The organism is Pseudomonas sp. G(2018) (assembly GCF_005502415.1).
Classification (GTDB): domain Bacteria; phylum Pseudomonadota; class Gammaproteobacteria; order Pseudomonadales; family Pseudomonadaceae; genus Aquipseudomonas.
The window spans coordinates 203648-229185 of sequence record NZ_SCOO01000009.1; the positions used below are offsets into that span (position 1 = coordinate 203648).

The window sequence follows — 25538 nt, forward strand, 5'->3', positions numbered from 1 at the left end:
CCCATGTCCAAGACTCAGTTGTTCGACCTCGACGGCAAGATCGCTTTCGTCTCCGGCGCCAGCCGCGGCATCGGTGAAGCCATCGCCAAACTGCTGGCGCAGCAAGGTGCCCATGTGATCGTTTCGAGCCGCAAGCTCGACGGCTGCCAGCACGTGGCCGACGCCATCATCGCCGCGGGTGGCAAAGCCACGGCCATCGCCTGTCATATCGGTGAAATGGAGCAAATCAGCCAGGTCTTCGCCGGCATCAAGGAACAGTTCGGGCGCCTGGACATCCTGGTCAATAACGCAGCGACCAACCCGCAGTTCTGCAACGTGCTGGATACCGACCTGAGCGCGTTCCAGAAGACTGTCGACGTGAACATTCGCGGCTACTTCTTCATGTCGGTGGAAGCCGGCAAGCTGATGCGCGAGAACGGCGGTGGCAGCATCATCAACGTCGCGTCGATCAACGGCGTCTCGCCGGGTGTGTTCCAGGGCATCTATTCGGTGACCAAGGCTGCCGTGATCAACATGACCAAGGTGTTCGCCAAGGAATGCGCGCAGTTCGGCATCCGCTGCAACGCCCTGCTGCCGGGCCTGACCGACACCAAATTCGCTTCGGCACTGGTCAAGAACGAGGCCATCCTGAACACCGCGTTGCAGCAGATTCCGCTCAAGCGCGTGGCGGATCCAAGCGAAATGGCCGGTGCGGTGCTTTACCTGGCCAGCGATGCGTCGAGCTACACCACCGGCGTTTCGCTGAACGTCGATGGCGGCTTCCTGTCCTGATCTGATGGCCCCTTGTACGAGCGAGCTTGCTCGCTCGTACAAGGGTCGTGCTTGACCGAATTTACTGCGTGACACACCGGGTCACGGTGGTCTCCCGCGTCACTTGCCCTTCGGCCCGCATATCGCCCATTACCTGGGTGCTATCGGAAGCCTGACAAGTCGTTTCAGGCGGAGGGGGTGGCGCAGCGGGTGGAGGTGGCGGCGGACTGGAACAGCCACCGAGAATCACGGCGCAGAGCGCAACAGGGGTGAAAACGCGTTTCCCAAGACTTTTCATAGGATGACCCGCGATAAGTGATCGACAAGTTTGTGACAACAAAACACTGCCAAAAAGTTCACGGGTTGGTCACAGAAAAGCCGTTTTTGTGGGTTTTCCAGTCCGGTTTGTAGTCAAAACCGACAAAAACTAGCGCACCGGATCGGGTCGATGCAGGGTATTGCTCTGCAGTTCATAGCGCAGCTCCTCAATGAGGGTGACGACTGCTTCGTGGGTGTTGAGCGCTGACACCTTCAACCCGCTGACCACCAGGTCCACCTGCCCCGACACCGGATGGTAGAGCTTCACGGTCAACGAATGTTCGCCTGTGATGGTGCATTCGCAGGCCAGGGGAGAAAAGCTGCGCTCAAGTTGCAGCCGCAGTTGCGCCAGGTGAATCATTGCGATTGCCCCCCGTGGCAAGGGACTGTAAGTGTGCTGGGGGTGGTGTACATGGCTGATCCTTGAGCGGTTTCGTAAATCGCGCGCGGAAGATCCATGATCCCCGTTCGCACGCTCTCAGCCTAAGAGCCGCCGTCCCCTGCCAAAACGTCCATTTGCACTATGACACCTGGTGCATTTGCACCTTACCGCTGGCCCCTGGATCGCCCTGCCCCGGCGAACAACCCACGATCGCGCGCCCAGACGATCGCCTCGCTGCGACTGTGCACATCGAGCTTGGAATAGACCGTCGCCACATGATTGCGCACCGTGTTCGGCGCAAGCTTGAGTCGCGCGGCGATTTCCTTGTCGGCCAGGCCCTCACAGATCAGCTCCAGCACCTCACGCTCGCGAACGGTCAGGTCGGTGAAGGACACACTGGGCAGTTGCGGCGAGTGGACATTCTTCACGTTGGCTAGTTTTTCGATCAGCGTGCGACTGAACCACGAAGCGTCTTTCATCACTTCTTCGATAGCCGCCACCAACTCCAGCTCCGTGCGTTTACGCTCGGTGATGTCCATCAACACCAGCAAATAACAAGGATTGTCCTGAATATTGACGGTGTCCGCCGACACGGCGCAATCAATCACCTCGGCGTTTTTTTTACGCACGCGAAGATCAATGCGATCCAGGCTTGCGGTTTTTTCCAGTGCCGTGAACAACATTGCCCTCGCCCCCTTTTCATGGATGAAATCGATCTCGGCGATGGTCTTGCCCTGCACCTCTTCGCGGGGATACGCGAGGGTATCGAGGAATGCCTCATTCACATCCAGCACCACCTGATCCCCGGCGCTGCACACTAGAACCGGCACCGGCGTCAGGCGGAACGCCTTGGCAAAACGCTCTTCGCTCTGACGCAGGGCGACTTCGGCCTTGCGCCGGGGCTCCATGTCGACGAAGGAGAACAGCATGCAGGGTTCGTCGTTGAGCTCCAGGGGTTGGCCGGCGACGATCACTTGCTTGTTGCCGCCGTCCGCCAAACGCAGTTCAGCCTGCATCTGCGGGATGGTCGCGCCTTCGCGCAAGCGCTGCTTGGCCAGGTCTTTGTTTTCAGCCTGATCCAGCACGTCCAGTTCATAGGTCGAGTTGCCGATCACCTGATCCCGTGCATAACCGGTCATATCGAGAAAACCGGAATTAACCTTGATGTAGCGCAGATCGCTGAGGCGGCAGATCACCGCCGGTGCGGGGTTGGCGGCAAAGGTTTTTTCGAAGCGCTGCTCGGCGCTGGCCCAGTCGGTGACATCGTCCATGATCAGCACCAGGGACTCCGGCTCACCGTGGCTGTCGGTCACCACCAGACTGCGCACGCGGTGGACCCAGGTGCGTTCTTCGTCATGGGCCGGGGTCAGCTCGACCAGCACATCGCTGAAGGTCTCGCCACGCGCGACGCGGTGAATCGGATAGTTGTCCACCGGCACCGGATGATGGTTGCGATACCGCAAGGCGAAACGCCGGACATAGTCCTCGGCATCGGCCCCCAGCTCGCCAATCCGCGCCACACCATGCATGGCCAGCGCGGCGTCATTGGCCCAGACAATCGTCTGATCCAGCTCCAGCAGAATCACCCCGTCAGACAGGCCGGTGATGATCTGCTGCAACTGGCGGCGACTGGTTTCGGTGGTCAGGACGTCTTGGCTCATTGGGTCTCCATGGGCGCAGCAGCGCGTTCAGGTGTCTGCCTGTGAAGATGTCGACCGCTGCGGATGGCGATAGTGCAGAGCCCTTCGCAGCTCTTCAGCCGTCGCCAAGGAAAGGATGCCAACCTATGCTCAAGCAGAATAAGTACTGTGCGTAAGGCCTTACCCTTCAGGAGCATTGCCATGATGTTTGACTCAGTTCACTTCACCCCCTGGTCTGCCCTCGCGGGAGGCGCGCTTATCGGACTCGCCGCCGGCCTGATGGTGGTATGCAACGGACGGGTTGCAGGGATCAGCGGGTTATTGGGCAGCCTGATCGAGCGCAAGGATTCGGGGCTGGCCGAAAAAGCCTTGTTCATTCTCGGACTGCTGGCAGCCCCCTTGGTGTGGGCACTGTTGAATGCATGGCCGCCCATTGAATTCAAGACGGGGCCCGTGGGGCTGATCGTCGCCGGGTTATGCGTCGGCATTGGCACCCGCTATGGCTCGGGATGCACCAGTGGCCATGGCGTGTGTGGGATCTCGCGCCTCTCACCGCGCTCCATTGTTGCCACATTAAGTTTCATGTTCTCGGGTTTTGTGACGGTCTTCGTTATACGTCACCAGCTGGGGTATTAAGCATGCGCAAAGTGATCGCGTTCATGGCCGGCGTGCTCTTCGGCATCGGCTTGTTGCTGGCTGGCATGGCGAACCCGGCCAAAGTGTTGGGTTTTCTGGACATTACCGGTGTGTGGGATCCTTCGCTGGCACTGGTGATGATCGCCGCGATCGCCGTAGCTTGGGTGCCGTTTCATTGGGCGATGAAGCAACCGACATCCTTGCTGGGCGCGCCCATGCAATTGCCGGTCAGCCGTGAACTGGACTCGCGACTGATCGGTGGCAGCCTGCTCTTTGGAATCGGGTGGGGTATCGCCGGTATTTGTCCGGGCCCGGCCTTGGTGTTGCTGCCGACAGGGCACTGGCAGGCATGGGTCTTCGTGTTCGCCATGCTGGCGGGTATGCTGATTTTCAGAATGCTGCAAACGCGACGCTGAGTCCGGGAGCGATCCTTGGGCGAAATTGCAGCCTGCCGGCCGAAGGCTGCATTTCGTTGCTCGTCAATTGGTGCGCCGGCCGTCGGCAATCGCTGCTGAAGCCGCCAGCATCGCCCGCAACAACACCGCGCACCCCGCCGCCAGGTCATCCGACGCGGCGTTTTCGATTTCGTTGTGGCTGATGCCGCCTTCGCACGGCACAAAGATCATTCCGGCCGGGCCGAGTTCGGCGAGGAAGATCGCGTCGTGTCCCGCGCCACTGACGATGTCCATGTGCGACAGGCCCAGCCCTTGCGCGGCACCGCGTACCGCTTCGACGCAGCCCTTGTCGAAGTACAGCGGCGGAAAGTCGGCGGTGGGTGTCAGCTCATAGGTCAAACCGTGTTCTTCGCAAGTGGTTTCGATGACTTCGCGGACCTCGGCGATCATCGAGTCCAGCCGTGCCGGTTCCAGATGGCGGAAGTCCAGGGTCATGCGCACTTCCCCGGGGATGACGTTGCGGGAACCGGGATAGGCTTGCAGGCAACCGACGGTGCCGCAGGCGTGGGGCTGGTGACCGAGAGCAGCGCGGTTGACGGCGCCAACGATCACCGCGGCGCCGACCAGCGCATCCTTGCGTAGATGCATCGGGGTCGGACCGGCATGAGCTTCGACGCCGCGCAGTTTCAGGTCGAACCATTTCTGCCCGAGGGCACCCATGACGACGCCAATGGTTTTGCGTTCGTCCTCGAGAATAGGCCCTTGCTCGATGTGCGCTTCGAAATAGGCGCCCACCGCATGACCGCTGACCGCGCGCGGCCCCGCATAGCCGATGGCGTTCAGCGCCTCGCCGACCGTCACGCCCTCGGCATCGACCTTGGCCAGGGTTTCTTCCAGGGTGAATTTTTCCGCGAATACGCCGGAGCCCATCATGCACGGGGCGAAGCGCGAGCCTTCTTCGTTGGTCCACACCACCACTTCCAGCGGCGCTTCGGTTTCGATGCCCAGGTCATTGAGGGTGCGCAGCACTTCGACGCCGGCCAGCACGCCGAAGCAGCCATCGAACTTGCCGCCGGTGGGTTGGGTGTCGATATGGCTGCCGGTCATCACTGGCGGCAGATCCGGATTGCGCCCGGGACGACGGGCGAAGATATTGCCCACGGCGTCGATGCTGACGGTGCAGCCGGCTTCCTCACACCACTTCACGAACGTATCACGGGCCTGGCGGTCGAGGTCAGTCAGGGCCAGGCGACAGACACCGCCCTTGACCGTCGCGCCGAGCTTGGCCAGTTCCATGAGCGACTGCCACAAGCGGTCGCGGTTGATGTGCTGATGGGTGGATTGCAGAACGTCTACGGCTGCGTTCATGGGGATCTCCTCAGGCTGTTCTTATAGGTTTCTCTCATACATTTTGTCGGTGAATGTGAGGCCGTCATCGCGGGCAAGCCCGCTCCCACAGTTGAAATGCGTTCCCCTGTGGGAGCGGGCTTGCCCGCGATGAGGCCTTCAATCACACCGCCGATTTGGCGACCGACGGGCTGGGTCGCATCACGCACAACCCGTAGTAAATCAAACCGCCAAGGGCCGAGCCGGTGAACCAGCCATAGCTGTAGAACCAGCTGAACGCGTCGCTGCCCAGCGACAACAGCGTCAGTGCCACCGGCACACCGAACGCGAGAAAGCCGTTCCAGTTCCACGCCGGGTACACGTCATCGCGATAGAGTCCGGCAAGGTCCAGTTGCTGTTTCTTGATCAGGAAATAGTCCACCACCATGATCCCGGCAATCGGCCCCAGCAGGCTCGAATAGCCGAGCAACCAGTTGGAATAGACGGTTTCCAGGCTGATGTCCGAGACGATCAGCCCGAGCTTTTTCAGCAGTTCATGCCCCATCAGCGCCAGGCCGACGAAACCGGTGAGCATCACCGCTTTGGTCCGGTTGATCGCCTTGGGCGCAATGTTCTGGAAGTCGTTGGTCGGCGACACGATGTTGGCCGCGGTGTTGGTAGACAGCGTGGCGATGATGATCAGCGCCATGGCCAGCGCGACCCAGACCGGGCTCTGGATATGACCGATCAGCGTCACCGGATCGGACACCGTCACGCCCACCAGTTTCACCGAGGCGGCGGTCATCACCACGCCCAGCGCGGCGAACAGGAACATGGTCAGCGGCAAGCCGATAATCTGCCCGACGATCTGGTCCTTCTGGCTTTTTGCATAGCGGCTGAAGTCCGGGATGTTCAGCGACAGCGTGGCCCAGAAGCCGACCATCGCGGTCAGCCCGGCGGCGAAGTAACTGACCACACTGGCCCCTTCCGGGCGCTTGGGCGCAATCGCCAGCAATTCGGTCATCGACACGTTGGGCATCGCCCACACCAGCAGCCCCACGCCCACGGCCACCAGCAACGGCGCGGACAGGGTTTCCAGCCATTTGATCGACTCGGCGCCGCGGATCACCACCCACAGGTTCAGCGCCCAGAACATCATGAAGCCCAGGACTTCACCAGTGCCACCCAAGGATTTCCAGCCCTCGAACACCGATCCCAGAAACAGGTGAATGGCCAGGCCGCCGAACATCGTCTGGATGCCGAACCAGCCACACGCCACCAGGGCGCGGATCAGGCACGGGATGTTGGAACCGAGGATGCCGAACGACGAACGCAGCAACACCGGGAACGGAATGCCGTACTTGGTGCCGGGAAAGGCGTTCAGGGTCAGGGGAATCAGTACGATGATATTGGCGAAGAGGATCGCCAGCAGCGCTTCGCCGACGCTCAGGCCAAAATAGGCCGTCAGTACGCCGCCAAGGGTATAGGTCGGCACACAAATCGACATGCCGACCCACAACGCGGTGATGTGCCATTTGTTCCAGGTTCGTTCGCGCACCTTGGTCGGTGCCATGTCGTGGTTGTAACGGGGACTGTCGAGGACATCGCTGCCGGCTTCCAGCTCGAACAAGCCGTCGCGCTCGGTCACTTGCGATCTGATCTGTTGCATGGCCGCTCCACTGTTCTTTGAATTATTTTTTGCTCATCAGGGGCTGGCGGCATCAATAAGCATGCCGGGTACCCCGTTTGTGCATCGGGCAGTTCCATAAACATTTGCTAAGCAACTGATATTTATCAGTTTTATTTGTACAACCATTGAATCCTCGGCGAGTTGCCATGCCACTCAGGCCGAATGCCAGGCAAGTTGTCCGAACAGTCAGGACTCAATCTGGTGCGCCGATCTTTTTTTCAATGTCGCGCATCAACCATAGACCATACTCAAACAGCTGATTTCACATAGAAAATCTTGACCATATTTCGAACCTGTCAAGTGCGTCAAAATGGGGAGGGGTCTCACCATTTTGGTGATTTTAGATTTAAACTGTTAATTATCAATAAGTTAAAACAGATATAAGCTAATAAAAAATATTCTTGCTGATTCCCATAACAGCAGCTAGCGTTTATTCCTGACAGCGCTGACAGGAATACACCTGTTTACGATGGCCACCTATAAAAACATCTAGAACCGACATCAGTCGGTCATGCCTGCGAGGAATCCGGAATGTCTCTGTTGATTCGTGGCGCCACCGTTATTACCCATGATGAAAGTTATCGCGCCGATGTGTATTGCGCAGACGGCGTGATCAAGGCCATCGGCGAAGACCTCGACGTGCCCGCAGGTGCCGAAGTGCTCGACGGCAGCGGCCAATACCTGATGCCCGGTGGCATCGACCCCCATACCCATATGCAACTGCCCTTCATGGGCACCGTGGCCAGCGAAGACTTTTTCAGCGGCACGGCGGCGGGTCTGGCCGGGGGCACCACCTCGATCATCGACTTCGTGATTCCCAACCCGCAGCAGTCCTTGATGGAAGCCTTCCATCAATGGCGCGGCTGGGCCGAGAAATCCGCTTCCGATTACGGCTTCCACGTCGCCATCACCTGGTGGAGCGAGCAGGTCCGCGAGGAAATGGCCGAGTTGGTGATCCATCACGGGGTCAACAGCTTCAAGCACTTCATGGCTTACAAAAACGCGATCATGGCGGCCGACGACACCCTGGTGGCGAGTTTCGAGCGTTGCCTGGAACTGGGTGCTGTGCCCACCGTGCATGCGGAAAATGGCGAGCTGGTCTATCACCTGCAACGCAAACTGATGGCCCAGGGCATGACCGGGCCGGAAGCGCATCCACTGTCGCGCCCTTCCCAGGTCGAAGGCGAAGCCGCAAGCCGGGCGATCCGCATCGCCGAAACCCTGGGCACGCCGCTGTACCTGGTGCACGTTTCGACCAAGGAAGCGCTGGACGAAATCACCTACGCCCGCGCCAAGGGCCAACCGGTCTACGGCGAAGTGCTGGCCGGGCATTTGCTGCTGGACGACAGCGTCTATCAACACCCGGACTGGCAGACCGCCGCCGGTTACGTGATGAGCCCGCCCTTCCGTCCGCGCGGCCATCAGGACGCACTGTGGCATGGCCTGCAAGCGGGCAATCTGCACACCACCGCCACCGATCACTGCTGCTTCTGCGCCGAGCAGAAAGCCGCCGGCAAGGACGATTTCAGCAAGATCCCCAATGGCACGGCCGGCATCGAAGACCGCATGGCCGTGCTCTGGGATGAAGGGGTGAACACCGGGCGCCTGTCGATGCAGCACTTCGTCGCCCTCACCTCCACCAACACCGCGAAGATCTTCAACCTTTACCCTCGCAAAGGCGCGATCCGCGTGGGCGCCGATGCCGACCTGGTGCTGTGGGACCCGCACGGCACCCGGACGATTTCGGCCAAGACCCATCACCAGCAGGTCGACTTCAACATCTTCGAAGGCAAGACCGTACGCGGCGTGCCCAGCCACACCATCAGCCAGGGCCGGGTGGTCTGGGCCGATGGTGACCTGCGGGCCGAGCGTGGGGCCGGACGCTATATCGAACGGCCGGCGTATCCGGCGGTGTTTGACTTGTTGAGCAAGCGGGCCGAGTTGAATCAGCCGGTTGCCGTGAAGCGCTGAGAGCGGCCTTCGGCCTATCGCTGGCAAGCCAGCTCCCACAGAGATCTCAGGTGTTCACAAAACCTGTGGGAGCTGGCTTGCCAGCGATAGGGCCGGTCCAGGCAGCAAAAAAACAATGCCCATGTAGAGGCATAACCTCCATCACCGTGAGGCCAAAAACCGTGATCAAGACCCTGACCCACCTCCCGCACCCCTACGAGAACGCGGCCGCCCTCGCCGGCCATTTCACCGACCTGGCGCCGCCACTCAATGATCGGCAGGCCCACCTGGAAGCCTCGCGCTGCCTGTATTGCTACGACGCACCGTGCGTCAATGCCTGCCCGAGCGAGATCGATATTCCCTCGTTCATCCGCAACATCCACCAGGACAACGTCCAGGGCGCGGCGCAGAAAATCCTTTCGGCCAACATCCTCGGCGGCAGTTGTGCCCGGGTCTGCCCCACAGAGATCCTCTGCCAGCAAGCCTGTGTGCGCAACAACGCCCATGAGTGCGCGCCGGTGTTGATCGGTCTGCTGCAACGCTACGCCGTGGACAACGCGCATTTCAGCCAACACCCCTTCTCCCGTGCCGCCGCCACCGGCAAGCGCATTGCCGTGGTGGGTGCCGGTCCGGCGGGGCTGTCCTGCGCCCATCGCAGCGCCATGCACGGGCATGACGTGGTGATTTTCGAGGTTCGGGAAAAGGCCGGCGGCCTTAATGAATATGGGATCGCCAAATACAAACTGGTGGACGATTACGCGCAGAAGGAGCTGGAGTTCCTGATGGAAATCGGCGGTATCGAAATCCGCCATGGACAAAAACTCGGGGACAACCTGAGCCTCAGCGATCTGCATCAACAATTCGACGCGGTGTTCCTCGGCCTCGGCCTGGCGGCCAGCAAACAGCTGGGCCTACCGCATGAAGACGCGCCCGGGCTGGTAGCCGCCACCGACTACATCCGCGAACTGCGCCAGGCCGAAGACCTGACCGAACTGCCTCTGGCTGACCACTGCATCGTGCTCGGCGCCGGCAACACCGCCATCGACATGGCGGTGCAAATGGCTCGCCTCGGCGCCCATGACGTCAACCTGGTGTATCGCCGTGGCGTCGAAGACATGGGCGCGACCCACCACGAACAAGACATCGCCAAGGCCAATCAGGTGCGCCTGTTGACCTGGGCACAACCGGAGCAAGTGTTGCTCGATGACCAGGGTCAGGTACGCGGCATGCGCTTCGCTCGCACACATCTGGTTGAAGGTCGCCTGCAAACCACCGGCGAAACCTTCGAGCTGGCTGCCGACGCGATCTTCAAGGCTATCGGCCAGACCTTCGATGACAGCGCCCTCGCCGACCCGCTGGCCCGCGAGCTCAAGCGCCAGGGCGATCGCATCCTGGTGGACGAACAGCTGCAAACCAGCATCCCCGGCGTATATGCCGGCGGCGACTGTACCAGCCTCGACCAGGACCTCACCGTGCAAGCGGTGCAACACGGCAAGCGGGCCGCCGAGGCTATTCATGCTCAACTGATGCTCAACGTGGAGGCTGCGTAAATGGCCGATCTGTCGATTGTCTTCGCTGGCATCAAGTCCCCCAACCCGTTCTGGCTGGCCTCCGCGCCCCCGACCGACAAGGCCTACAACGTGGTCCGCGCTTTCGAAGCCGGCTGGGGTGGCGTGGTCTGGAAAACATTGGGGGAGGATCCCGCGGCGGTGAACGTGTCGTCGCGCTATTCCGCGCACTTCGGAGCTAACAGAGAGGTTCTCGGCTTTAACAACATCGAGCTGATCACCGACCGCTCACTGGAGATCAACCTGCGGGAAATCACCCAGGTCAAAAAGGACTGGCCGGACCGTGCGTTGATCGTGTCGTTGATGGTGCCCTGCGTCGAAGAGTCCTGGAAACACATTCTGCCGCTGGTGGAAGCCACCGGCGCCGACGGTATCGAACTGAACTTTGGTTGCCCCCATGGCATGCCGGAGCGCGGCATGGGTGCGGCGGTCGGCCAGGTGCCGGAGTACGTCGAACAGGTCACCCGTTGGTGCAAGACGTATTGTTCGCTGCCGGTGATCGTCAAGCTCACGCCGAACATCACCGACATCCGCGTAGCTGCCCGCGCAGCGCACCGGGGCGGCGCCGATGCGGTGTCGCTGATCAACACCATCAATTCGATTACCAGCGTCAACCTGGAGCGCATGGTGGCCAATCCAATGGTCGGCAGTCAGAGTACCCATGGCGGCTATTGCGGTTCGGCGGTCAAGCCGATTGCCCTGAACATGGTCGCGGAAATCGCCCGCGATCCGCAGACCCAGGGCTTGCCCATCAGCGGCATCGGCGGCATCGGCAACTGGCGCGACGCGGCAGAGTTCATCGCCCTGGGCAGTGGCTCGGTGCAGGTGTGCACGGCGGCGATGCTGCATGGCTTCAGGATTGTCGAGGAGATGAAGGACGGCCTGTCGCGCTGGATGGACAGTCAGGGCTACGCCAGCATTTCAGAGTTTTCCGGGCGGGCGGTGGCCAATACCACGGACTGGAAGTACCTGGACATCAACTATCAGGTGATTGCGAAGATTGACCAGGAGGCCTGCATCGGTTGCGGCCGCTGCCACATCGCCTGCGAAGACACCTCGCACCAGGCCGTGGCCAGCGTGAAAAAGGCCGATGGCACCCACGCCTATGAAGTGATTGATGAAGAGTGTGTCGGCTGCAACCTGTGCCAGATCACCTGCCCGGTGCAGGACTGCATCGAAATGGTCCCGGTGGACACCGGCAAGCCGTTTCTGGACTGGAATCATGATCCGCGCAATCCCTACCATGTCGCAGTCTGAGTTCAGCGGCGTCTGAACGGGCGCTTTCGCGAGCAGGCTCGCTCCCACATTGGAATGCATTTCAACTGTGGGAGCGAGCCTGCTCGCGAAGAGGTCGGCAACGGCACCGACCGCCTCAAGGCTCCAACCCAATCCCCCGCAAAATCACACTCGTCACCGTCTGCACCGCCCGTTCGAACTGCATGTCCGATAGCGGCTGATGATCATTGAGAATATTCACCTGATGATCAAAGTCCGCGTAGTGCTGGGTCGAGGCCCAGATCATGTACAGCAGGCTCGAGGGTTCCACCGGCAGGATGCGTTTGTCGTCCACCCACTGGCGGATCTTCGCTTCTTTCATCTTGGCCCAGTCGTACAGGCTTGCGTCCAGTGTCTCGCCCAGGGTCGGCGCGCCGTGGATGATTTCGTTGGCCCAGACTTTCGAACCGTAGGGGCGACTGCGTGAGTGGTTCATCTTGGCGCGGATGTAGCTGCTGAGTACCACGCGCGGATCGTCGAACATCTCGAAGCACAGCGCGTCCTGTTTCCACACTTCCAGCAGACCCAAGAGTACGGCGCTGTACAGCTCGGTCTTGGTGCTGAAGTAGTAATGCAGATTGGAGCGCGGCAGCTCTACCTCGGCGGCAATGTCGGCCATGGCGGTGCTGCCGAAGCCTTTTTCGGCGAAGACTTTCTCGGCCCCCAGCAGAATTTTCTCGACGTTACTGCGACGAATCTCGATCTTGTGATTGCCCATGAGGGCTCCCTTGTTTCAGCGTTAAACAAGACTAGCATCCGCTCTACCTCGCGGCGACAGGGGGATCGCAAACTACGTTCAACCCGCCATTTCCTGTGGGGGCGAGCCTGCTCGCCCATTGCAATATCACATTCACCCGCCTTGTTGACTGACAGTCCGTCTTCGCGAGCAGGCTCGCTCCCACAACAGTCAAGTCATCGTATAACTTCTGATTGACAACCCTGGAAATCCCCGCAAATAATCGCCTCAATGTTGTACGACGACGTATAACAAAAAATAAAAACAAGAAAAATGGAGCGTCACAGTGAGCCACCTCGCCCGTAATCCGTCCGCCCGCAGTCCACGTCCCTCGTTCACCCGCCGCCATACCTTGAGCCTGATCGGCTGCGGCAGCCTCGCCTTCGCCCTGCCCATGACCAGCCAGGCCGAAGGTTTCACCGACGATGCCAAGGCCACGCTGAACCTGCGTAACGCCTACTTCAACCGCAACTTCACCAACCCGGCCTCCCCCCAGGGCAAGGCTGAAGAGTGGACGCAGAACTTCATCCTCGATGCCAAATCCGGTTTCACCCCCGGCCCGGTCGGCTTCGGCGTGGATGTGCTGGGGCTCTACTCGCAGAAACTCGATGGCGGCAAAGGCACGGGCGGTACGCAGTTGCTGCCGATCCACGGTGACGGCCGCCCCGCCGACAATTTCGGCCGCCTGGGTGTGGCGCTCAAGGGCAAGATTTCGAAAACCGAAGTGAAGGTTGGCGAATGGATGCCGGTGCTGCCGATCCTGCGCGCCGACGATGGCCGTTCGTTGCCGCAAACCTTCCGTGGCGGTCAGGTGACCTCCACGGAAATCAGCGGCCTGACGCTCTACGGCGGTCAGTTCCGGCAGAACAGCCCGCGCAATGATGCGAGCATGGAAGACATGTTCATGAATGGTAAAGCGGCGTTCACCTCGGACCGTTTCAACTTCGGTGGCGGCGAATACGCCTTCAACGACAAGCGCACCCAGGTCGGTGTGTGGTACGCCGAACTCAGCGACATCTATCAGCAGCAGTACTTCAACCTCAGCCACAGCCAGCCCCTCGGCGACTGGACCTTCGGCGCCAATCTCGGCTACTTCATCGGCAAGGAAGAAGGCAGCGCCCTGGCCGGCGACCTCGACAACAAGACCGCGTTCGCCCTGCTCTCCGCCAAGTATGGCGGCAACACCTTTTATGTCGGCCTGCAGAAACTCAGTGGCGACGATGTCTGGATGCGGGTCAACGGCACCAGCGGTGGCACCCTGGCCAACGACAGCTACAACTCCAGCTACGACAACGCCCGGGAAAAATCCTGGCAAGTGCGCCACGACTACAACTTCGTCGCCCTCGGCATTCCCGGCCTGACCCTGATGAACCGCTACATCAGTGGCGACAATGTGCACACCGGCACCATCACCGACGGCAAGGAATGGGGCCGCGAGTCGGAACTGGCCTATACGGTGCAAAGCGGCGCGCTGAAAAATCTCAACGTCAAATGGCGCAATGCGAGCATTCGCAGGGACTTCAGTACCAACGAATTCGATGAGAACCGATTGTTCATCAGTTATCCGATTTCGCTGTTGTAAGGGCGTCTTTTCGGGCAGCTGCTATCAGGTTTGGCCGAATCAATGTGGGAGCGAGCCAGCTCCCACAGGGAAAGTGATTGCCCCTCGTCAATTTCCACCAAAGTCGCGTTGACAAGAACCGGAAACACTTACGATACTCGAGTTAGTCATACGACAACCTACAACAATTCCAATAACAACAACCGCGTGTTCAGGGACTCCCATGACGACCACTTCAACCGCCCGCGCCCCCTTCAATCGTCTGCTCCTGACCGGCGCCGCCGGTGGCCTGGGCAAAGTCTTGCGTGAAAGCCTGCGCCCCTATGCCAATGTCATTCGCCTGTCGGACATCGCCGACATAGCCCCGGCCATCGATAACCGTGAAGAAGTCGTACCCTGCGACCTCGCCGACAAGCAGGCCGTGCATCAACTGGTCGAAGGCGTGGACGCTATCCTGCATTTCGGCGGCGTTTCCACCGAGCATTCGTTCGAAGACATTCTCGGTGCCAACATCTGCGGCGTGTTCCACATCTACGAAGCCGCGCGTCGACACGGCGTGAAACGAGTGATCTTCGCCAGCTCCAACCATGTCATCGGTTTCTACAAACAAGATGAAGTCATCGATGCCCACTCCCCTCGCCGTCCCGACAGCTACTACGGCCTGTCCAAGTCCTACGGCGAAGACATGGCAACCTTCTACTTCGATCGCTATGGCATCGAAACCGTCAGCGTGCGCATCGGCTCGTCGTTCCCGGAGCCGCAAAACCGCCGGATGATGAGTACCTGGCTGAGCTTCGCCGACCTCACCCAATTGCTCGAACGCGCGCTGTACACGCCGGAGGTCGGCCACACCGTGATCTACGGCATGTCCGATAACAAGGACGTCTGGTGGGACAACCAATTCGCCACGCGCCTGGGATATGTCGCGAAGGACAGCTCCGAAGTGTTCCGCGAAAAAGTCGAAGCCCAGCCACTGCCGGCCGCCGATGATCCGGCCCGGGTCTATCAGGGTGGCGCCTTCTGCGCAGCCGGCCCGTTCGACGATTGAAACCACCCGCGCCTGCCACCTGATCCCAACAACAAAAACCCAAGGGAATGAGTTGCCATGCAAGCCGAATTGATTGTCGATGCCCGCAATGCGGTCGGTGAAAGCCCGGTCTGGGTCCCGGAGGAAAACGCCCTGTACTGGGTCGATATTCCTGCAGGGGGGTTGCAACGCTGGAGCGCCGACACCGGTCATGTCGACGCCTGGAAAACTCCGGAAATGCTCGCATGCATTACCCGTCACCCCGACGGTGGCTGGGTCGCCGGCATGGAGAGCGGGTTCTTTCATCTGCACGCGCATAACGATGGCAGTCTCGACAGCGAGCCATTGGCCTTCGTCGATCATCCCCGCCCGGACATGCGCCTCAATGATGGTCGCTGTGACCGCCAGGGGCGTTTCTGGGCCGGCAGCATGGTGCTGAACATGGCCGCCAATGCCGCCGACGGCAGGCTATATCGCTACAGCGCCGGACAACGCGGGCCGCTGGCGCCGCAACTGGACGGTTTCATCGTGCCCAACGGCCTGGCCTTCAGCCCGGACGGACGCACGATGTACCTGTCCGATTCCCATCCATCGGTCCAGCAGATCTGGGCCTTCGATTACGACATCGACAGCGGCACCCCGACCCGTCGCCGGGTCTTTGTCGACATGAACCTGTTCGCCGGCCGCCCCGACGGCGCGGCCGTGGACGCCGAAGGCTGCTACTGGATCTGCGCCAACGACGCCGGGCTGATTCACCGCTTCACCCCTGACGGTCGCCTCGACCGCTCCCTTGCTGTCCCCGTGAAAAAACCGACCATGTGCGCCTTCGGAGGCAGTCGACTGGACACGCTGTTCGTGACCTCGATTCGCCCCGGTGATGACCATGATCGGCAGTCACTCGCCGGCGGGGTGTTCGCCCTCGACCCCGGCGTGAAAGGTCTGCCGGAACCGTTGTTCAACGATTCGCCGGCACTGTTGGATCGATAGCCTCCACCGCTTCTGCTGCACCGCTGCGCCTTTGAATACAAAAATAACAAGACTGGAGAAATGCCCATGGACTTCAAACGCACCTTGCTCGCCGCTGCAATTCCTTTCGCTTTCACCTTCGGCAGCGCCGCGCAGGCGCTGGAAATCAAATTCGCCGACATCCATCCCGCGGGTTATCCGACCGTGGTCGCCGAAGAGCAACTGGGCAAGACCCTGGTGGCCGACAGCGGCGGCAAACTGACTTTCAAAATGTTCGCCGGCGGTGTACTCGGCTCGGAAAAGGAAGTGGTCGAACAGGCTCAGGTCGGCGCGATCCAGATGGCCCGGGTCAGCCTCGGCATCGTCGGCCCGGTGGTGCCGGACGTGAACGTGTTCAACATGCCGTTCGTGTTCCGCGACCAGGCACACATGCGCAAAGTCATCGACGGTGAAGTCGGCGACGAGATTCTCGACAAGATCACCCATTCCGAATTCAACCTGGTGGCCCTGGCCTGGATGGATGGTGGCACGCGTAACATCTACACCAAGAAACCGGTGCGCAGCCTCGAAGACCTCAAGGGCATGAAGATCCGTGTGCAAGGCAACCCGATGTTCATCGACACCATCAACGCCATGGGCGGCAACGGGATCGCCATGGACACCGGGGAAATCTTCAGCGCCCTGCAGACCGGGGTGATCGATGGCGCGGAAAACAACCCGCCGACCCTGCTCGAACACAACCACTACCAGAACGCCAAGTTCTACAGCCTGACCGGCCACCTGATCCTGCCCGAGCCCATCGTGATGTCGAAAATCACCTGGGAAAAACTCACCCCCGAACAGCAAGTGCTGGTGAAGAAAACCGCCAAGGCCGCGCAAGCCCACGAACGCACCCTGTGGGACGCCAAGTCCGCCAGCAGCGAAGAGAAACTCAAGGCCGCCGGCGTCGAGTTCATCACCGTCGACAAGAAACCTTTCTACGACGCAACCGCCTCGATCCGCGAGAAATACGGCGCGCCCTACGCCGATCTGATCAAGCGCATCGAAGCCGTTCAGTAACTCTCCCGCTCCCTTGAAAGGCCCGGCGCGCGCGTCTGCACATGGGTAGACGTTCGTGCGCGCCCGGTTACGGTGAAACCCGATGAAGAATCTATTGCTGCGCTTCAACGACCGGCTGTACATGTCCTGTATCTGGGTCGCCGGCCTGTCGGTCCTGACCATTTCCCTGATCATTCCCTGGGGCGTGTTCGCCCGCTACGTGCTTGGCACCGGTTCCAGCTGGCCGGAGCCCACCGCGATACTGCTGATGATGGTGTTCACCTTCATCGGTGCCGCCGCCAGTTACCGGGCGGGTGCGCACATGGCGGTGGCCATGCTGACCGATCGCATGTCGCCCGGCATGCGCAAGGGCATGAGCCTCTTCTCGCAACTGCTGATGGCGACCATTTGCGTGTTCATGACCGTATGGGGCACCAAACTGTGCCTGTCGACCTGGAATCAGTTCATGAGCGCCCTGCCGACCCTGCGCGTGGGCATCACCTACATGCCGATCCCCGTGGGCGGCCTGCTGACCTTGATTTTCGTGCTGGAAAAACTCTTGCTCGGTGATCAGAGCAATCGTCGGGTCGTACGTTTCGACCTGGTTGAAGAAAGCGAAGGGGCTGCCTGAATGGACGCTTTGATTCTGTTGGGCAGCTTTATCGCATTGATCCTGATCGGCATGCCGGTCGCCTACGCCCTGGGGCTTTCGGCCCTGATCGGCGCCTGGTGGATCGACATTCCGTTCCAGGCCCTGATGATCCAGGTCGCCGGAGGCGTGAACAAATTTTCCCTGCTGGCGATTCCGTTTTTCGTCCTGGCCGGCGCGATCATGGCTGAGGGCGGAATGTCTAGACGCCTGGTGGCGTTTGCCGGGGTGCTGGTCGGGTTCGTACGTGGCGGGTTGTCGCTGGTCAACATCATGGCCTCGACCTTTTTCGGCGCGATCTCCGGTTCTTCGGTGGCCGATACGGCCTCGGTCGGCTCGGTGCTGATCCCGGAAATGGAACGCAAAGGCTATCCCCGGGATTTCGCCACGGCGGTGACCGTCAGCGGTTCGGTACAAGCGCTCCTGACCCCGCCAAGCCACAACTCGGTGCTCTATTCGCTGGCCGCCGGCGGCACGGTGTCGATCGCTTCGCTGTTCATGGCCGGCGTGGTGCCGGGCCTGTTGATGAGCGCATGCCTGATGGTGCTGTGCCTGATCTTCGCGAGAAAGCGTGACTACCCCAAGGGCGAAGTCATCCCGATGCGCGAAGCCCTGAAAATCTGCGGCGAAGCCATGTGGGGCCTGATGGCCATGGTGATCATTCTCGGCGGCATTCTGTCGGGCATTTTCACTGCGACCGAATCAGCCGCCATTGCGGTGCTGTGGTCGTTCTTCGTGACCATGTTCATCTACCGCGACTACAAGTGGAGCGAACTGCCGAAACTGATGCACCGCACGGTGCGGACGATTTCGATCGTGATGATCCTGATCGGCTTCGCCGCCAGCTTCGGCTACATCATGACCCTGATGCAGATCCCGGCGAAGATCACGACGATGTTCCTGACCTTGTCGGACAACCGTTACGTGATTCTGATGTGCATCAACGTCATGCTGCTGTTGCTCGGCACGGTGATGGACATGGCGCCGCTGATCCTGATCCTCACGCCTATCCTGATGCCGGTGATTCTCGGCATTGGCGTCGATCCGGTACAGTTCGGCATGATCATGCTGGTGAACCTGGGAATCGGATTGATAACACCGCCGGTGGGCGCGGTACTTTTTGTGGGGTCGGCCGTGGGTAAAGTCAGTATCGAAACAACCGTGAAGGCGCTGCTGCCATTCTATGGCGTGCTGTTCCTGGTGCTGATGGCCGTGACCTACATTCCGGCGCTGTCGCTTTGGTTGCCGCATTTGGTGTTGTAATTCCTTACTTGCAGGCGCCAGGCTTGCCGGCGAAGGCGCACTGAAGGACGCCTTCGCCGGCAAGCCTGGCGCCTGCAAATCCCCCGCATCAATTGATAGCGCTGATCAACATGACACCAACACTGCTCGAACTCGAAGACGAATTCACCCACCTCACCCTCGCCCCCGAACTCGGCGCGAGCATCGTCAACTGGACCGTACTCGGCACCGGCCAGCCCTTGTTGCGCCACGCCGATGCGCAGGCATTGAACACTGGCCTGCCCGGCAAACTCGGCTGTTTTCCCCTGGTGCCCTGGTCCAACCGCATTGCCGAAGGCGGCTTCGATTGCCCCGATGGCTGGCTGGCGCTGGCCCCCAACAGCATCACCGATCCGCTGCCGATCCATGGCAGCGCCTGGCAGCAACCGTGGCACGTGGTTTCCCATTCAGCGAACGAAGTGATCCTGCAACTCGACAGCAGCACGCCCTTCGCCTACCGCGCCCGGCAACGATTCGAGCTGAGCGCAGGTCGCTTGAGCATCGAGTTGCACATCGCGCATCTCGCCGAACGTGCCGCATGGCATGGGCTCGGTCTGCACCCCTACTTTCCACGTACGGCGAACACTCGCCTGACGGCCCCGGCCGAGCAGGTCTGGTTGTGCGATGCGTCCAAACTGCCGACACAGCTCGCTGCGTTACCCGCCGATTGGGATTTCCGACAACCCAAGGCATTGCCCGCGACACTGGTCGACAACGGCTTTTGCCAATGGAATGGCCACTGCCTGATCCAGCAGCCCGACCTGGGTCATGAACTGGAGTGCCAGGCCACAGGCGGCGACTACTACTTGCTTTACTGCCCGGCTGGCCTGGATTTTTTCTGTCTCGAACCGGTGAGCCACCCGGTCAACGCGCACCACCTGCCCGGTCGGCCAGGCTTGCGTTTGCTGGAGCAAGGTCAAACCTCGACGCTGGGCTTCAAGCTGCAGTACCGGGCGCTTTAAGCCGGCGCCCCCAACAACTGACTCAACACCGCACGCAACTTGCCGGGCTTGACCGGTTTGTTCAGCAGCGGTGCGTCGAGCCGTTGCAGCGAGCGCCGGCACTGGTCGGTGCGGTCGGCGGTGATGATCACCGCCGGGATAGGCCGGTGGAAATGCTCGCGCAAATGGCGCACCACATCACAGCCAACCACCGCATGATCGAGGTGATAGTCCGCCAGAATCAGTTCCGGCGCCCGTCCCTCAAGGGCCGCCAGCGCCGAGGCTTCATCGGTGGCCGTCACCACGTCGCACCCCCACTGCCCGAGCAACGCGCCCATGCTCTCCAGGATGCTCACTTCATTGTCCAGCACCAGCAATCGCCGGCCCGGCAACGGGTTACCGGTCCCCGGCTGGGGCGCCGCCTGGCTGATCGGCAAGGGGACTTCATGGGAAAGCGGCACCTCGATGCTGAACATCGAACCGCGCCCCGGCAGCGAATGCACGCCGATTTTATAGCCGAGGATCTTGGCGATGCGTTCGACGATGGCCAGCCCCAAGCCCACACCTTTACGGTCGGCGGCACGGCCGACATCCAGCTGATTGAATTCAAGGAAGATCGAGTCCAGCCGGTCGGCGGCGATCCCACGCCCGGTGTCCCACACCTCCAGGCGCAGATAATCGCCCCGGCGCCGGGCGCCGAGCAGGATGCTGCCTTCCTCGGTGTAGCGACAGGCATTGCTGAGGAAGTTGCGCAAGATGCGCGTCATCAGGCGCAGGTCGGTGCTGATGGCGTAATCGCCCATGTGCACCCGCAGATTCAATCCCGCCGCCTGGGCCACCGACTGGAACTCCGAAACCAGCGGCCCGAGCAATTCATCCAGGCGGTAAGGCGCGATGTCCGGCTTGACCGCTGACTGATCGAGCCGGGAAATATCCAGCAGATCGGTGAGCAGGTCTTCGGCGCCTTCCAGGGCCTGGTGAGTGCGCTCGACCAGCACCTGCTCGACGTCCGGCAACTTGCGCTCGCGCAAGGTCGAGATCAGCAAACGCGCGGCGTTCAGCGGTTGCAGCAGGTCATGGCTGGCGGCGGCGAGGTATTTGTCCTTGCTGCGATTGGCCGCTTCGGCGGCGTCACGGGCGTCGCGCAGGGCCTGGGCGATCTGTTTACGCTGGGTGATCTGCTGCTGCAGGTTGCGGTTGGCTTCGAGCAGTTCATCGGTGCGCGCAGTGACGCGCAGCTCCAGTTCGTCATTGAGTTGTTGCAGGCGCTGCTGGGCCTGTTTGCGCTCGGTGATGTCGGCGACAAAACCTTCCACCAGGCCTTCCTGACCGGGCTTGAGCAACAGGTTCATCAGCACATCGAGGTGGCTGCCATCCTTGCGGCGCAAGCGGGTTTCGTAACCGTGCAGGCTGTGTTGGCGCCTGAGGATTTCACCGATGGTTTCCAGTTCCTGCACGCCACCGGCAAACAGGTTGCTGGCCAGGTCGTTCAGGGAAAACAGCACCTCCTGCGGGTCCTGATAACCGAGCATGCGCGCCAGCGCCGGGTTGGCGGCCCGCATGCCATCTTGCAGGCTGGCCTGGAAAATCCCATGGACCGCGTTTTCGAACAGCCATTTGTAGCGGTTGCGTTCGGCTTCCAGTTCATCCAGACGCGCGGCCAGTTCCGGGTAATGGCTCTTGCGGGCCGAGTGGCTGCCCAGTCCCAGCAGCCCGGCCAGGGCCCGTTGTTGTTCGTCAGAGGGCTTCGCCATAGACGACCTCGACATCACGCTGGCTGGACTCGCGCGGGTTGGTCAGGATGCACGGGTCATGCATCGCGTGTTGCGACAGGAACGGAATGTCCGACGTGCTGACCCCATGCAAGCCAAGGGTTTCATGGAAGCCAATGGCGTGTTTGAGGGCGATCAGGTGTTCGACCAGTCGCCCGCAGATCTGCCGCTGGTTCAAACCCCGGCAATCGATGCCAAAGGTCTCGGCGATAACCTTGAAACGCTCCGGCGCCGAACTGTAGTTGAACGCCACGACGTGCTCCACCAGCACCGCGTTGCACAGGCCATGGGGCAAATCGAGGAAACCGCCCAGGCTGTGGGACATCGCATGCACGGCGCCAAGGATCGCGTTGGAGAACGCCAGCCCGGCCTGCATGCTGCCGAGCATGATTTTTTCGCGCAGGGCGATGTCCGTCGGGTTGGCGATCATCTGCACCAGATTGCCATTGATCAGGCGCATCGCCTCCAGTGCATGGGGATCGGTCAGCGGCCCGTGACCGGTGGAAACGAAGGCTTCGATGGCGTGCACCAGGGCGTCGATGCCGGTACAGGCGGACAGGAACGGGTCCATGCTCAGGGTGGTTTCCGGGTCGATCAGCGACACGTCCGGCACCACCGCCTTGCTGACGATGGAGAACTTCATGCGTTCCTGTTGATTGGAAATGATCACGAATTGCGAGACGTCGGCCGAGGTGCCGGCGGTGGTCGGTATCAGGATCAGCGGCGGGCTGGGCACCCGGACGGTGTCTACCCCTTCAAATTCGAGGATGCTGCGACCATGGGCGACGACAATACCGATGCCTTTGCCGCAATCCATCGGGCTCCCGCCGCCGACGGCGACGATCACATCACAGTGGTTTTCCCGATACAGCTCGGCGCCGAGCATGACCTCTTCGACCCGCGGGTTGGGCGAGACGGCGCTGTAAAGGCAATATTCGATGCCCTGCGCTTGCAGGCTGGCTTCGACATCGGCGACCCAACCGGCGGCAATCACCCCCGGATCGCTGACAACCAACACCTTGCGCGCGCCAAAGGTCTTGGCGTAATTGCCGACGTTGTGCCGGCAGCCGGCACCGAAGATGATTTCAGGCGAGACGAATTTACGCAGCTGACTGAGACTCTGGCTCATAGGAAAGCCTGTTTTTTATTGTTTTGGAAGGTAAAGCCACACTAACGCATCCGGCTGCGAATGCAATCAGACCAATGGGTAGCGCCATCTTGTTGTACTCGGACTTTGTAATCACCGCAGAACCCTGTGGGAGCGGGCGAGCCTGCTCCCACAGGGTTCTGCGGTGTTTGATCTATCCGCGGTAGATCAGCCGCGACGCCTTCTCATTGCGCAACGTCAGGTGCTCCATGCCCAGCCCCGGCGCTTGCGCTTCTTCGCGGGCCTTGAGAATGACGCCATGGTGCGGCGACTTGCTGCACACCGGGTCGGCATTGGCGGCATCACCGGTCAGCATGAAGGCCTGGCAGCGGCAGCCTCCCAGATCCTTGTGTTTTTCATCGCAGGAACGACACGGCTCCTTCATCCACGCATCGCCACGAAATCGGTTGAAACCGAAGGAATCGTTCCAGATGTACTCGATACTGTGTTCGCGCACGTTGGGAAACTGCACCGGCAATTGCCGGGCGCTGTGACACGGCAACGCCGTGCCGTCGGGGGTGATGTCGAGAAACAGGTTGGCCCACCCGTTCATGCACGTCTTGGGGCGTTCCTCGTAGTAATCCGGGGTGACGAAGATCAACTTGCACGGATGGCCTTGCGCCTCAAGCCGCTCGCGGTACTCGTTAGTGATGCGCTCGGCACGCTGCAACTGCTCGCGGGTCGGTAACAGGCCGACGCGGTTGAGCTCGGCCCAGCCATAGAACTGACAGGTGGCCAGTTCGACGAAATCCGCTTCCAGTTCCAGGCACAGCTCAATGATCTGCGCGATCCGGTCGATGTTGTGCCGATGGGTGACAAAGTTCAGCACCATCGGATAGCCCTGGGCTTTCACCGCCCGGGCCATGGCGAGCTTTTGGGCGAAGGCCTTGCGCGAGCCGGCCAGCATGTTATTCACCGCTTCGTCGGCGGCCTGGAAACTGATCTGGATATGGTCCAGTCCGGCGACCTTGAAGTCGCGCACCTTCTGCTCGGTCAGGCCGATGCCCGAGGTGATCAGGTTGGTGTAGTAACCCATGTCCCGCGCGGCCTTGATCAACTGCGCCAGATCCTGACGCACCAGTGGCTCGCCACCGGAGAATCCCAGTTGCGCGGCACCCATGTCCCGTGCTTCGCGGAACACGCGAATCCATTCTTCGGTACTCAATTCCTCGCCGTGGCGGGCAAAGTCCAGTGGATTGGAGCAATACGGGCATTGCAGCGGGCAGCGATAGGTCAACTCCGCCAGCAACCACAGCGGTGGCCCCGGCGGCGCATCACTCGATCCAGAACTGCGCATGGGCCACCTCCAGAAAGGCCAGCACATCCTCGTCGATCCCCGGTACGCCCGGGAAATCCGCCGTCAGCCGATCAATGATCGCTGCGACGCTGCGCTCACCATCCAGCAGATTGAGAATCTGCCCGGCGCTGGCGTTGAGCTTGATCATGCCTTCGGGGTACAGCAGCACATGGCAGTCCTGGCGCGGTTCCCATTGCAGGCGAAATCCCCGGCGCAACGACGGTGACTGCTCGCGGTCGATCAGGCTCACAGGGCGATCCCCCGATGCCAGACGTGGTCGCGGGTGACGGTGTGATACGGCGGGCGTTGCAGTTCATAGGCCATGCTCATGGCATCGAGCATGCTCCACAGCACATCCAGCTTGAATTGCAGGATCTGCAGCATGCGTTGTTGGGCCTCGAGGGTGACGTAATGCGCGAGGGTGATGCGCAAGCCGTGTTCGACATCGCGCCGGGCCTGGCTCAGCCGCGCGCGGAAGTAGTCGTAGCCGGCGACGTCGATCCACGGGTAATGGCTGGGCCAGGCGTCGAGCCGCGATTGATGGATCTGCGGCGCGAACAGTTCGGTCAGCGAGCTGCTGGCCGCTTCCTGCCAACAGGCACGACGGGCGAAATTGACGTAGGCGTCCACGGCGAAACGTACACCCGGCAGGACCAGTTCCTGCGACAGGACCTGCTCGCGATCCAGCCCCACTGCTTCGCCCAGGCGCAACCAGGCTTCGATGCCGCCTTCGCTGCCGGGCACGCCGTCGTGATCAAGGATGCGTTGCAGCCATTCGCGGCGCACTTCCCGGTCGGGGCAATTGGCGAGGATCGCGGCGTCCTTGAGCGGGATGTTGACCTGGTAGTAGAAGCGATTGGCGACCCAGCCCTGGATCTGCTCGCGGGTGGCGCGGCCTTCGTACATCGCCACATGGTAGGGGTGGTGGATGTGGTAGTAGGCGCCCTTGGCACGCAGGGCGGCTTCGAATTCGGTGGGGGTCATTGCTGTATCGGTCATTACGATCTCCTGGAGGCTTTGCGGTGTCTGGTCTGGCCCCTTCGCGAGCAGGCTCGCTCCCACAGTGGATTGCGGTGCCCTTGTGGGAGATTCTATGGTTGAGGGAAACCCTCAACTCACTTTTGATTGGTATTCGCTCTGTCCTTTAAGCAGGGCGAATACCACTCGAGCAAGCTTGCGAGCCAGCATCACCA

General features: G+C 60.9%; 23 protein-coding genes. 13 read left to right on the forward strand and 10 right to left on the reverse strand.

The features are described 5' to 3' along the window. Nucleotides 1-3 precede the first annotated feature (3 nt). Complete coding sequence (locus FFS64_RS12405) at nt 4-771, forward strand: SDR family oxidoreductase (RefSeq protein ID WP_095195000.1); 768 nt, start codon at nt 4-6, stop codon at nt 769-771. 406 nt (nt 772-1177) lie between these two features. On the opposite strand, the gene FFS64_RS12410 is transcribed toward FFS64_RS12405, so the two are convergent. Continuing rightward, the gene (locus FFS64_RS12410; protein WP_137805620.1) at nt 1178-1429 is read right to left on the reverse strand and encodes a DUF1652 domain-containing protein; all 252 of its coding nucleotides are present in this window, start codon (nt 1427-1429) and stop codon (nt 1178-1180) included. Nucleotides 1430-1614: 185 nt separating this feature from the next. Then, nucleotides 1615-3111, reverse strand: coding sequence for a helix-turn-helix transcriptional regulator (locus FFS64_RS12415; RefSeq protein ID WP_137805621.1), 1497 nt, complete (start codon nt 3109-3111; stop codon nt 1615-1617). 180 nt (nt 3112-3291) lie between these two features. On the opposite strand from FFS64_RS12415, the gene FFS64_RS12420 reads away from it, so the two are divergent. Both FFS64_RS12420 and FFS64_RS12425 read left to right on the forward strand, forming a co-directional pair. Beyond that, nucleotides 3292-3726, forward strand: coding sequence for a YeeE/YedE family protein (locus FFS64_RS12420; RefSeq protein ID WP_137805622.1), 435 nt, complete (start codon nt 3292-3294; stop codon nt 3724-3726). Between the two features lie 2 nt (nt 3727-3728). Further along, nucleotides 3729-4142: a DUF6691 family protein gene (locus tag FFS64_RS12425; protein ID WP_137805623.1), complete on the forward strand. Its 414-nt coding sequence runs from the start codon at nt 3729-3731 to the stop codon at nt 4140-4142. A 63-nt stretch (nt 4143-4205) separates the two neighbouring features. Here FFS64_RS12425 and FFS64_RS12430 read toward each other — a convergent pair whose 3' ends face one another. Further along, complete coding sequence (locus tag FFS64_RS12430) at nt 4206-5489, reverse strand: Zn-dependent hydrolase (protein ID WP_137805624.1); 1284 nt, start codon at nt 5487-5489, stop codon at nt 4206-4208. A gap of 142 nt (nt 5490-5631) precedes the next feature. After that, entirely contained in the window at nt 5632-7116 is a 1485-nt protein-coding gene (locus FFS64_RS12435) for an NCS1 family nucleobase:cation symporter-1 (RefSeq protein ID WP_137805625.1), read from the reverse strand. 552 nt (nt 7117-7668) lie between these two features. Between FFS64_RS12435 and hydA the strand changes: the two genes are divergently transcribed. The 3 genes from hydA (at nt 7669) to preA (ending at nt 11912) form a co-directional block, all read left to right on the forward strand. Further along, complete coding sequence (gene hydA / locus FFS64_RS12440; RefSeq protein ID WP_137805626.1) at nt 7669-9108, forward strand: dihydropyrimidinase; 1440 nt, start codon at nt 7669-7671, stop codon at nt 9106-9108. Between the two features lie 161 nt (nt 9109-9269). Continuing rightward, complete coding sequence (locus tag FFS64_RS12445) at nt 9270-10637, forward strand: NAD(P)-dependent oxidoreductase (RefSeq protein ID WP_137805627.1); 1368 nt, start codon at nt 9270-9272, stop codon at nt 10635-10637. Next, complete coding sequence (preA, locus tag FFS64_RS12450; RefSeq protein WP_137805628.1) at nt 10638-11912, forward strand: NAD-dependent dihydropyrimidine dehydrogenase subunit PreA; 1275 nt, start codon at nt 10638-10640, stop codon at nt 11910-11912. Between the two features lie 115 nt (nt 11913-12027). Here the strand turns inward: preA and FFS64_RS12455 are convergent, their stop codons facing one another. Then, nucleotides 12028-12648, reverse strand: coding sequence for a TetR/AcrR family transcriptional regulator (locus tag FFS64_RS12455; RefSeq protein ID WP_095195009.1), 621 nt, complete (start codon nt 12646-12648; stop codon nt 12028-12030). Between the two features lie 304 nt (nt 12649-12952). On the opposite strand from FFS64_RS12455, the gene FFS64_RS12460 reads away from it, so the two are divergent. From FFS64_RS12460 to FFS64_RS12490, 7 genes are all read left to right on the forward strand, one after another. Continuing rightward, a complete protein-coding gene (locus tag FFS64_RS12460; protein ID WP_137805629.1) occupies nt 12953-14248 on the forward strand; it encodes an OprD family porin in 1296 nt (431 codons plus the stop codon). A 202-nt stretch (nt 14249-14450) separates the two neighbouring features. Beyond that, on the forward strand, nt 14451-15275 hold the full coding sequence (locus FFS64_RS12465; protein ID WP_137805630.1) for an NAD(P)-dependent oxidoreductase: 825 nt from the start codon (nt 14451-14453) through the stop codon (nt 15273-15275). Between the two features lie 57 nt (nt 15276-15332). Continuing rightward, the gene (locus tag FFS64_RS12470; protein ID WP_137805631.1) at nt 15333-16241 is read left to right on the forward strand and encodes an SMP-30/gluconolactonase/LRE family protein; all 909 of its coding nucleotides are present in this window, start codon (nt 15333-15335) and stop codon (nt 16239-16241) included. Nucleotides 16242-16307: 66 nt separating this feature from the next. Further along, nucleotides 16308-17279, forward strand: coding sequence for a TRAP transporter substrate-binding protein (locus tag FFS64_RS12475; RefSeq protein ID WP_137805632.1), 972 nt, complete (start codon nt 16308-16310; stop codon nt 17277-17279). An 82-nt stretch (nt 17280-17361) separates the two neighbouring features. Further along, nucleotides 17362-17889, forward strand: coding sequence for a TRAP transporter small permease (locus FFS64_RS12480; RefSeq protein ID WP_137805633.1), 528 nt, complete (start codon nt 17362-17364; stop codon nt 17887-17889). After that, nucleotides 17890-19170 carry a TRAP transporter large permease gene (locus FFS64_RS12485; RefSeq protein WP_137805634.1) on the forward strand — a complete coding sequence of 427 codons (1281 nt, stop codon included), beginning with the start codon at nt 17890-17892 and terminating at the stop codon, nt 19168-19170. 110 nt (nt 19171-19280) lie between these two features. Further along, on the forward strand, nt 19281-20150 hold the full coding sequence (locus tag FFS64_RS12490; RefSeq protein WP_137805635.1) for an aldose 1-epimerase: 870 nt from the start codon (nt 19281-19283) through the stop codon (nt 20148-20150). Here FFS64_RS12490 and FFS64_RS12495 read toward each other — a convergent pair. From FFS64_RS12495 to pqqC, 5 genes are all read right to left on the reverse strand, one after another. Continuing rightward, on the reverse strand, nt 20147-21883 hold the full coding sequence (locus FFS64_RS12495) for a NahK/ErcS family hybrid sensor histidine kinase/response regulator (protein ID WP_137805636.1): 1737 nt from the start codon (nt 21881-21883) through the stop codon (nt 20147-20149). The two genes, FFS64_RS12490 and FFS64_RS12495, sit on opposite strands and share 4 nt — an antisense overlap. Continuing rightward, the gene (gene ercA, locus FFS64_RS12500; protein WP_137805637.1) at nt 21867-23030 is read right to left on the reverse strand and encodes an alcohol dehydrogenase-like regulatory protein ErcA; all 1164 of its coding nucleotides are present in this window, start codon (nt 23028-23030) and stop codon (nt 21867-21869) included. The genes FFS64_RS12495 and ercA overlap by 17 nt, the downstream gene beginning before the upstream one ends. Before the next feature lie 172 nt (nt 23031-23202). After that, nucleotides 23203-24345, reverse strand: a complete 1143-nt coding sequence (gene pqqE, locus FFS64_RS12505) for a pyrroloquinoline quinone biosynthesis protein PqqE (RefSeq protein WP_137805638.1) — start codon at nt 24343-24345, stop codon at nt 23203-23205. Then, the gene (gene pqqD / locus FFS64_RS12510; protein WP_095195020.1) at nt 24323-24595 is read right to left on the reverse strand and encodes a pyrroloquinoline quinone biosynthesis peptide chaperone PqqD; all 273 of its coding nucleotides are present in this window, start codon (nt 24593-24595) and stop codon (nt 24323-24325) included. Before pqqD ends, pqqE begins: the two co-directional genes overlap by 23 nt. Further along, nucleotides 24592-25344 carry a pyrroloquinoline-quinone synthase PqqC gene (gene pqqC, locus FFS64_RS12515; RefSeq protein WP_137805639.1) on the reverse strand — a complete coding sequence of 251 codons (753 nt, stop codon included), beginning with the start codon at nt 25342-25344 and terminating at the stop codon, nt 24592-24594. The genes pqqD and pqqC overlap by 4 nt, the downstream gene beginning before the upstream one ends. Between the last annotated feature and the right edge of the window lie 194 nt (nt 25345-25538).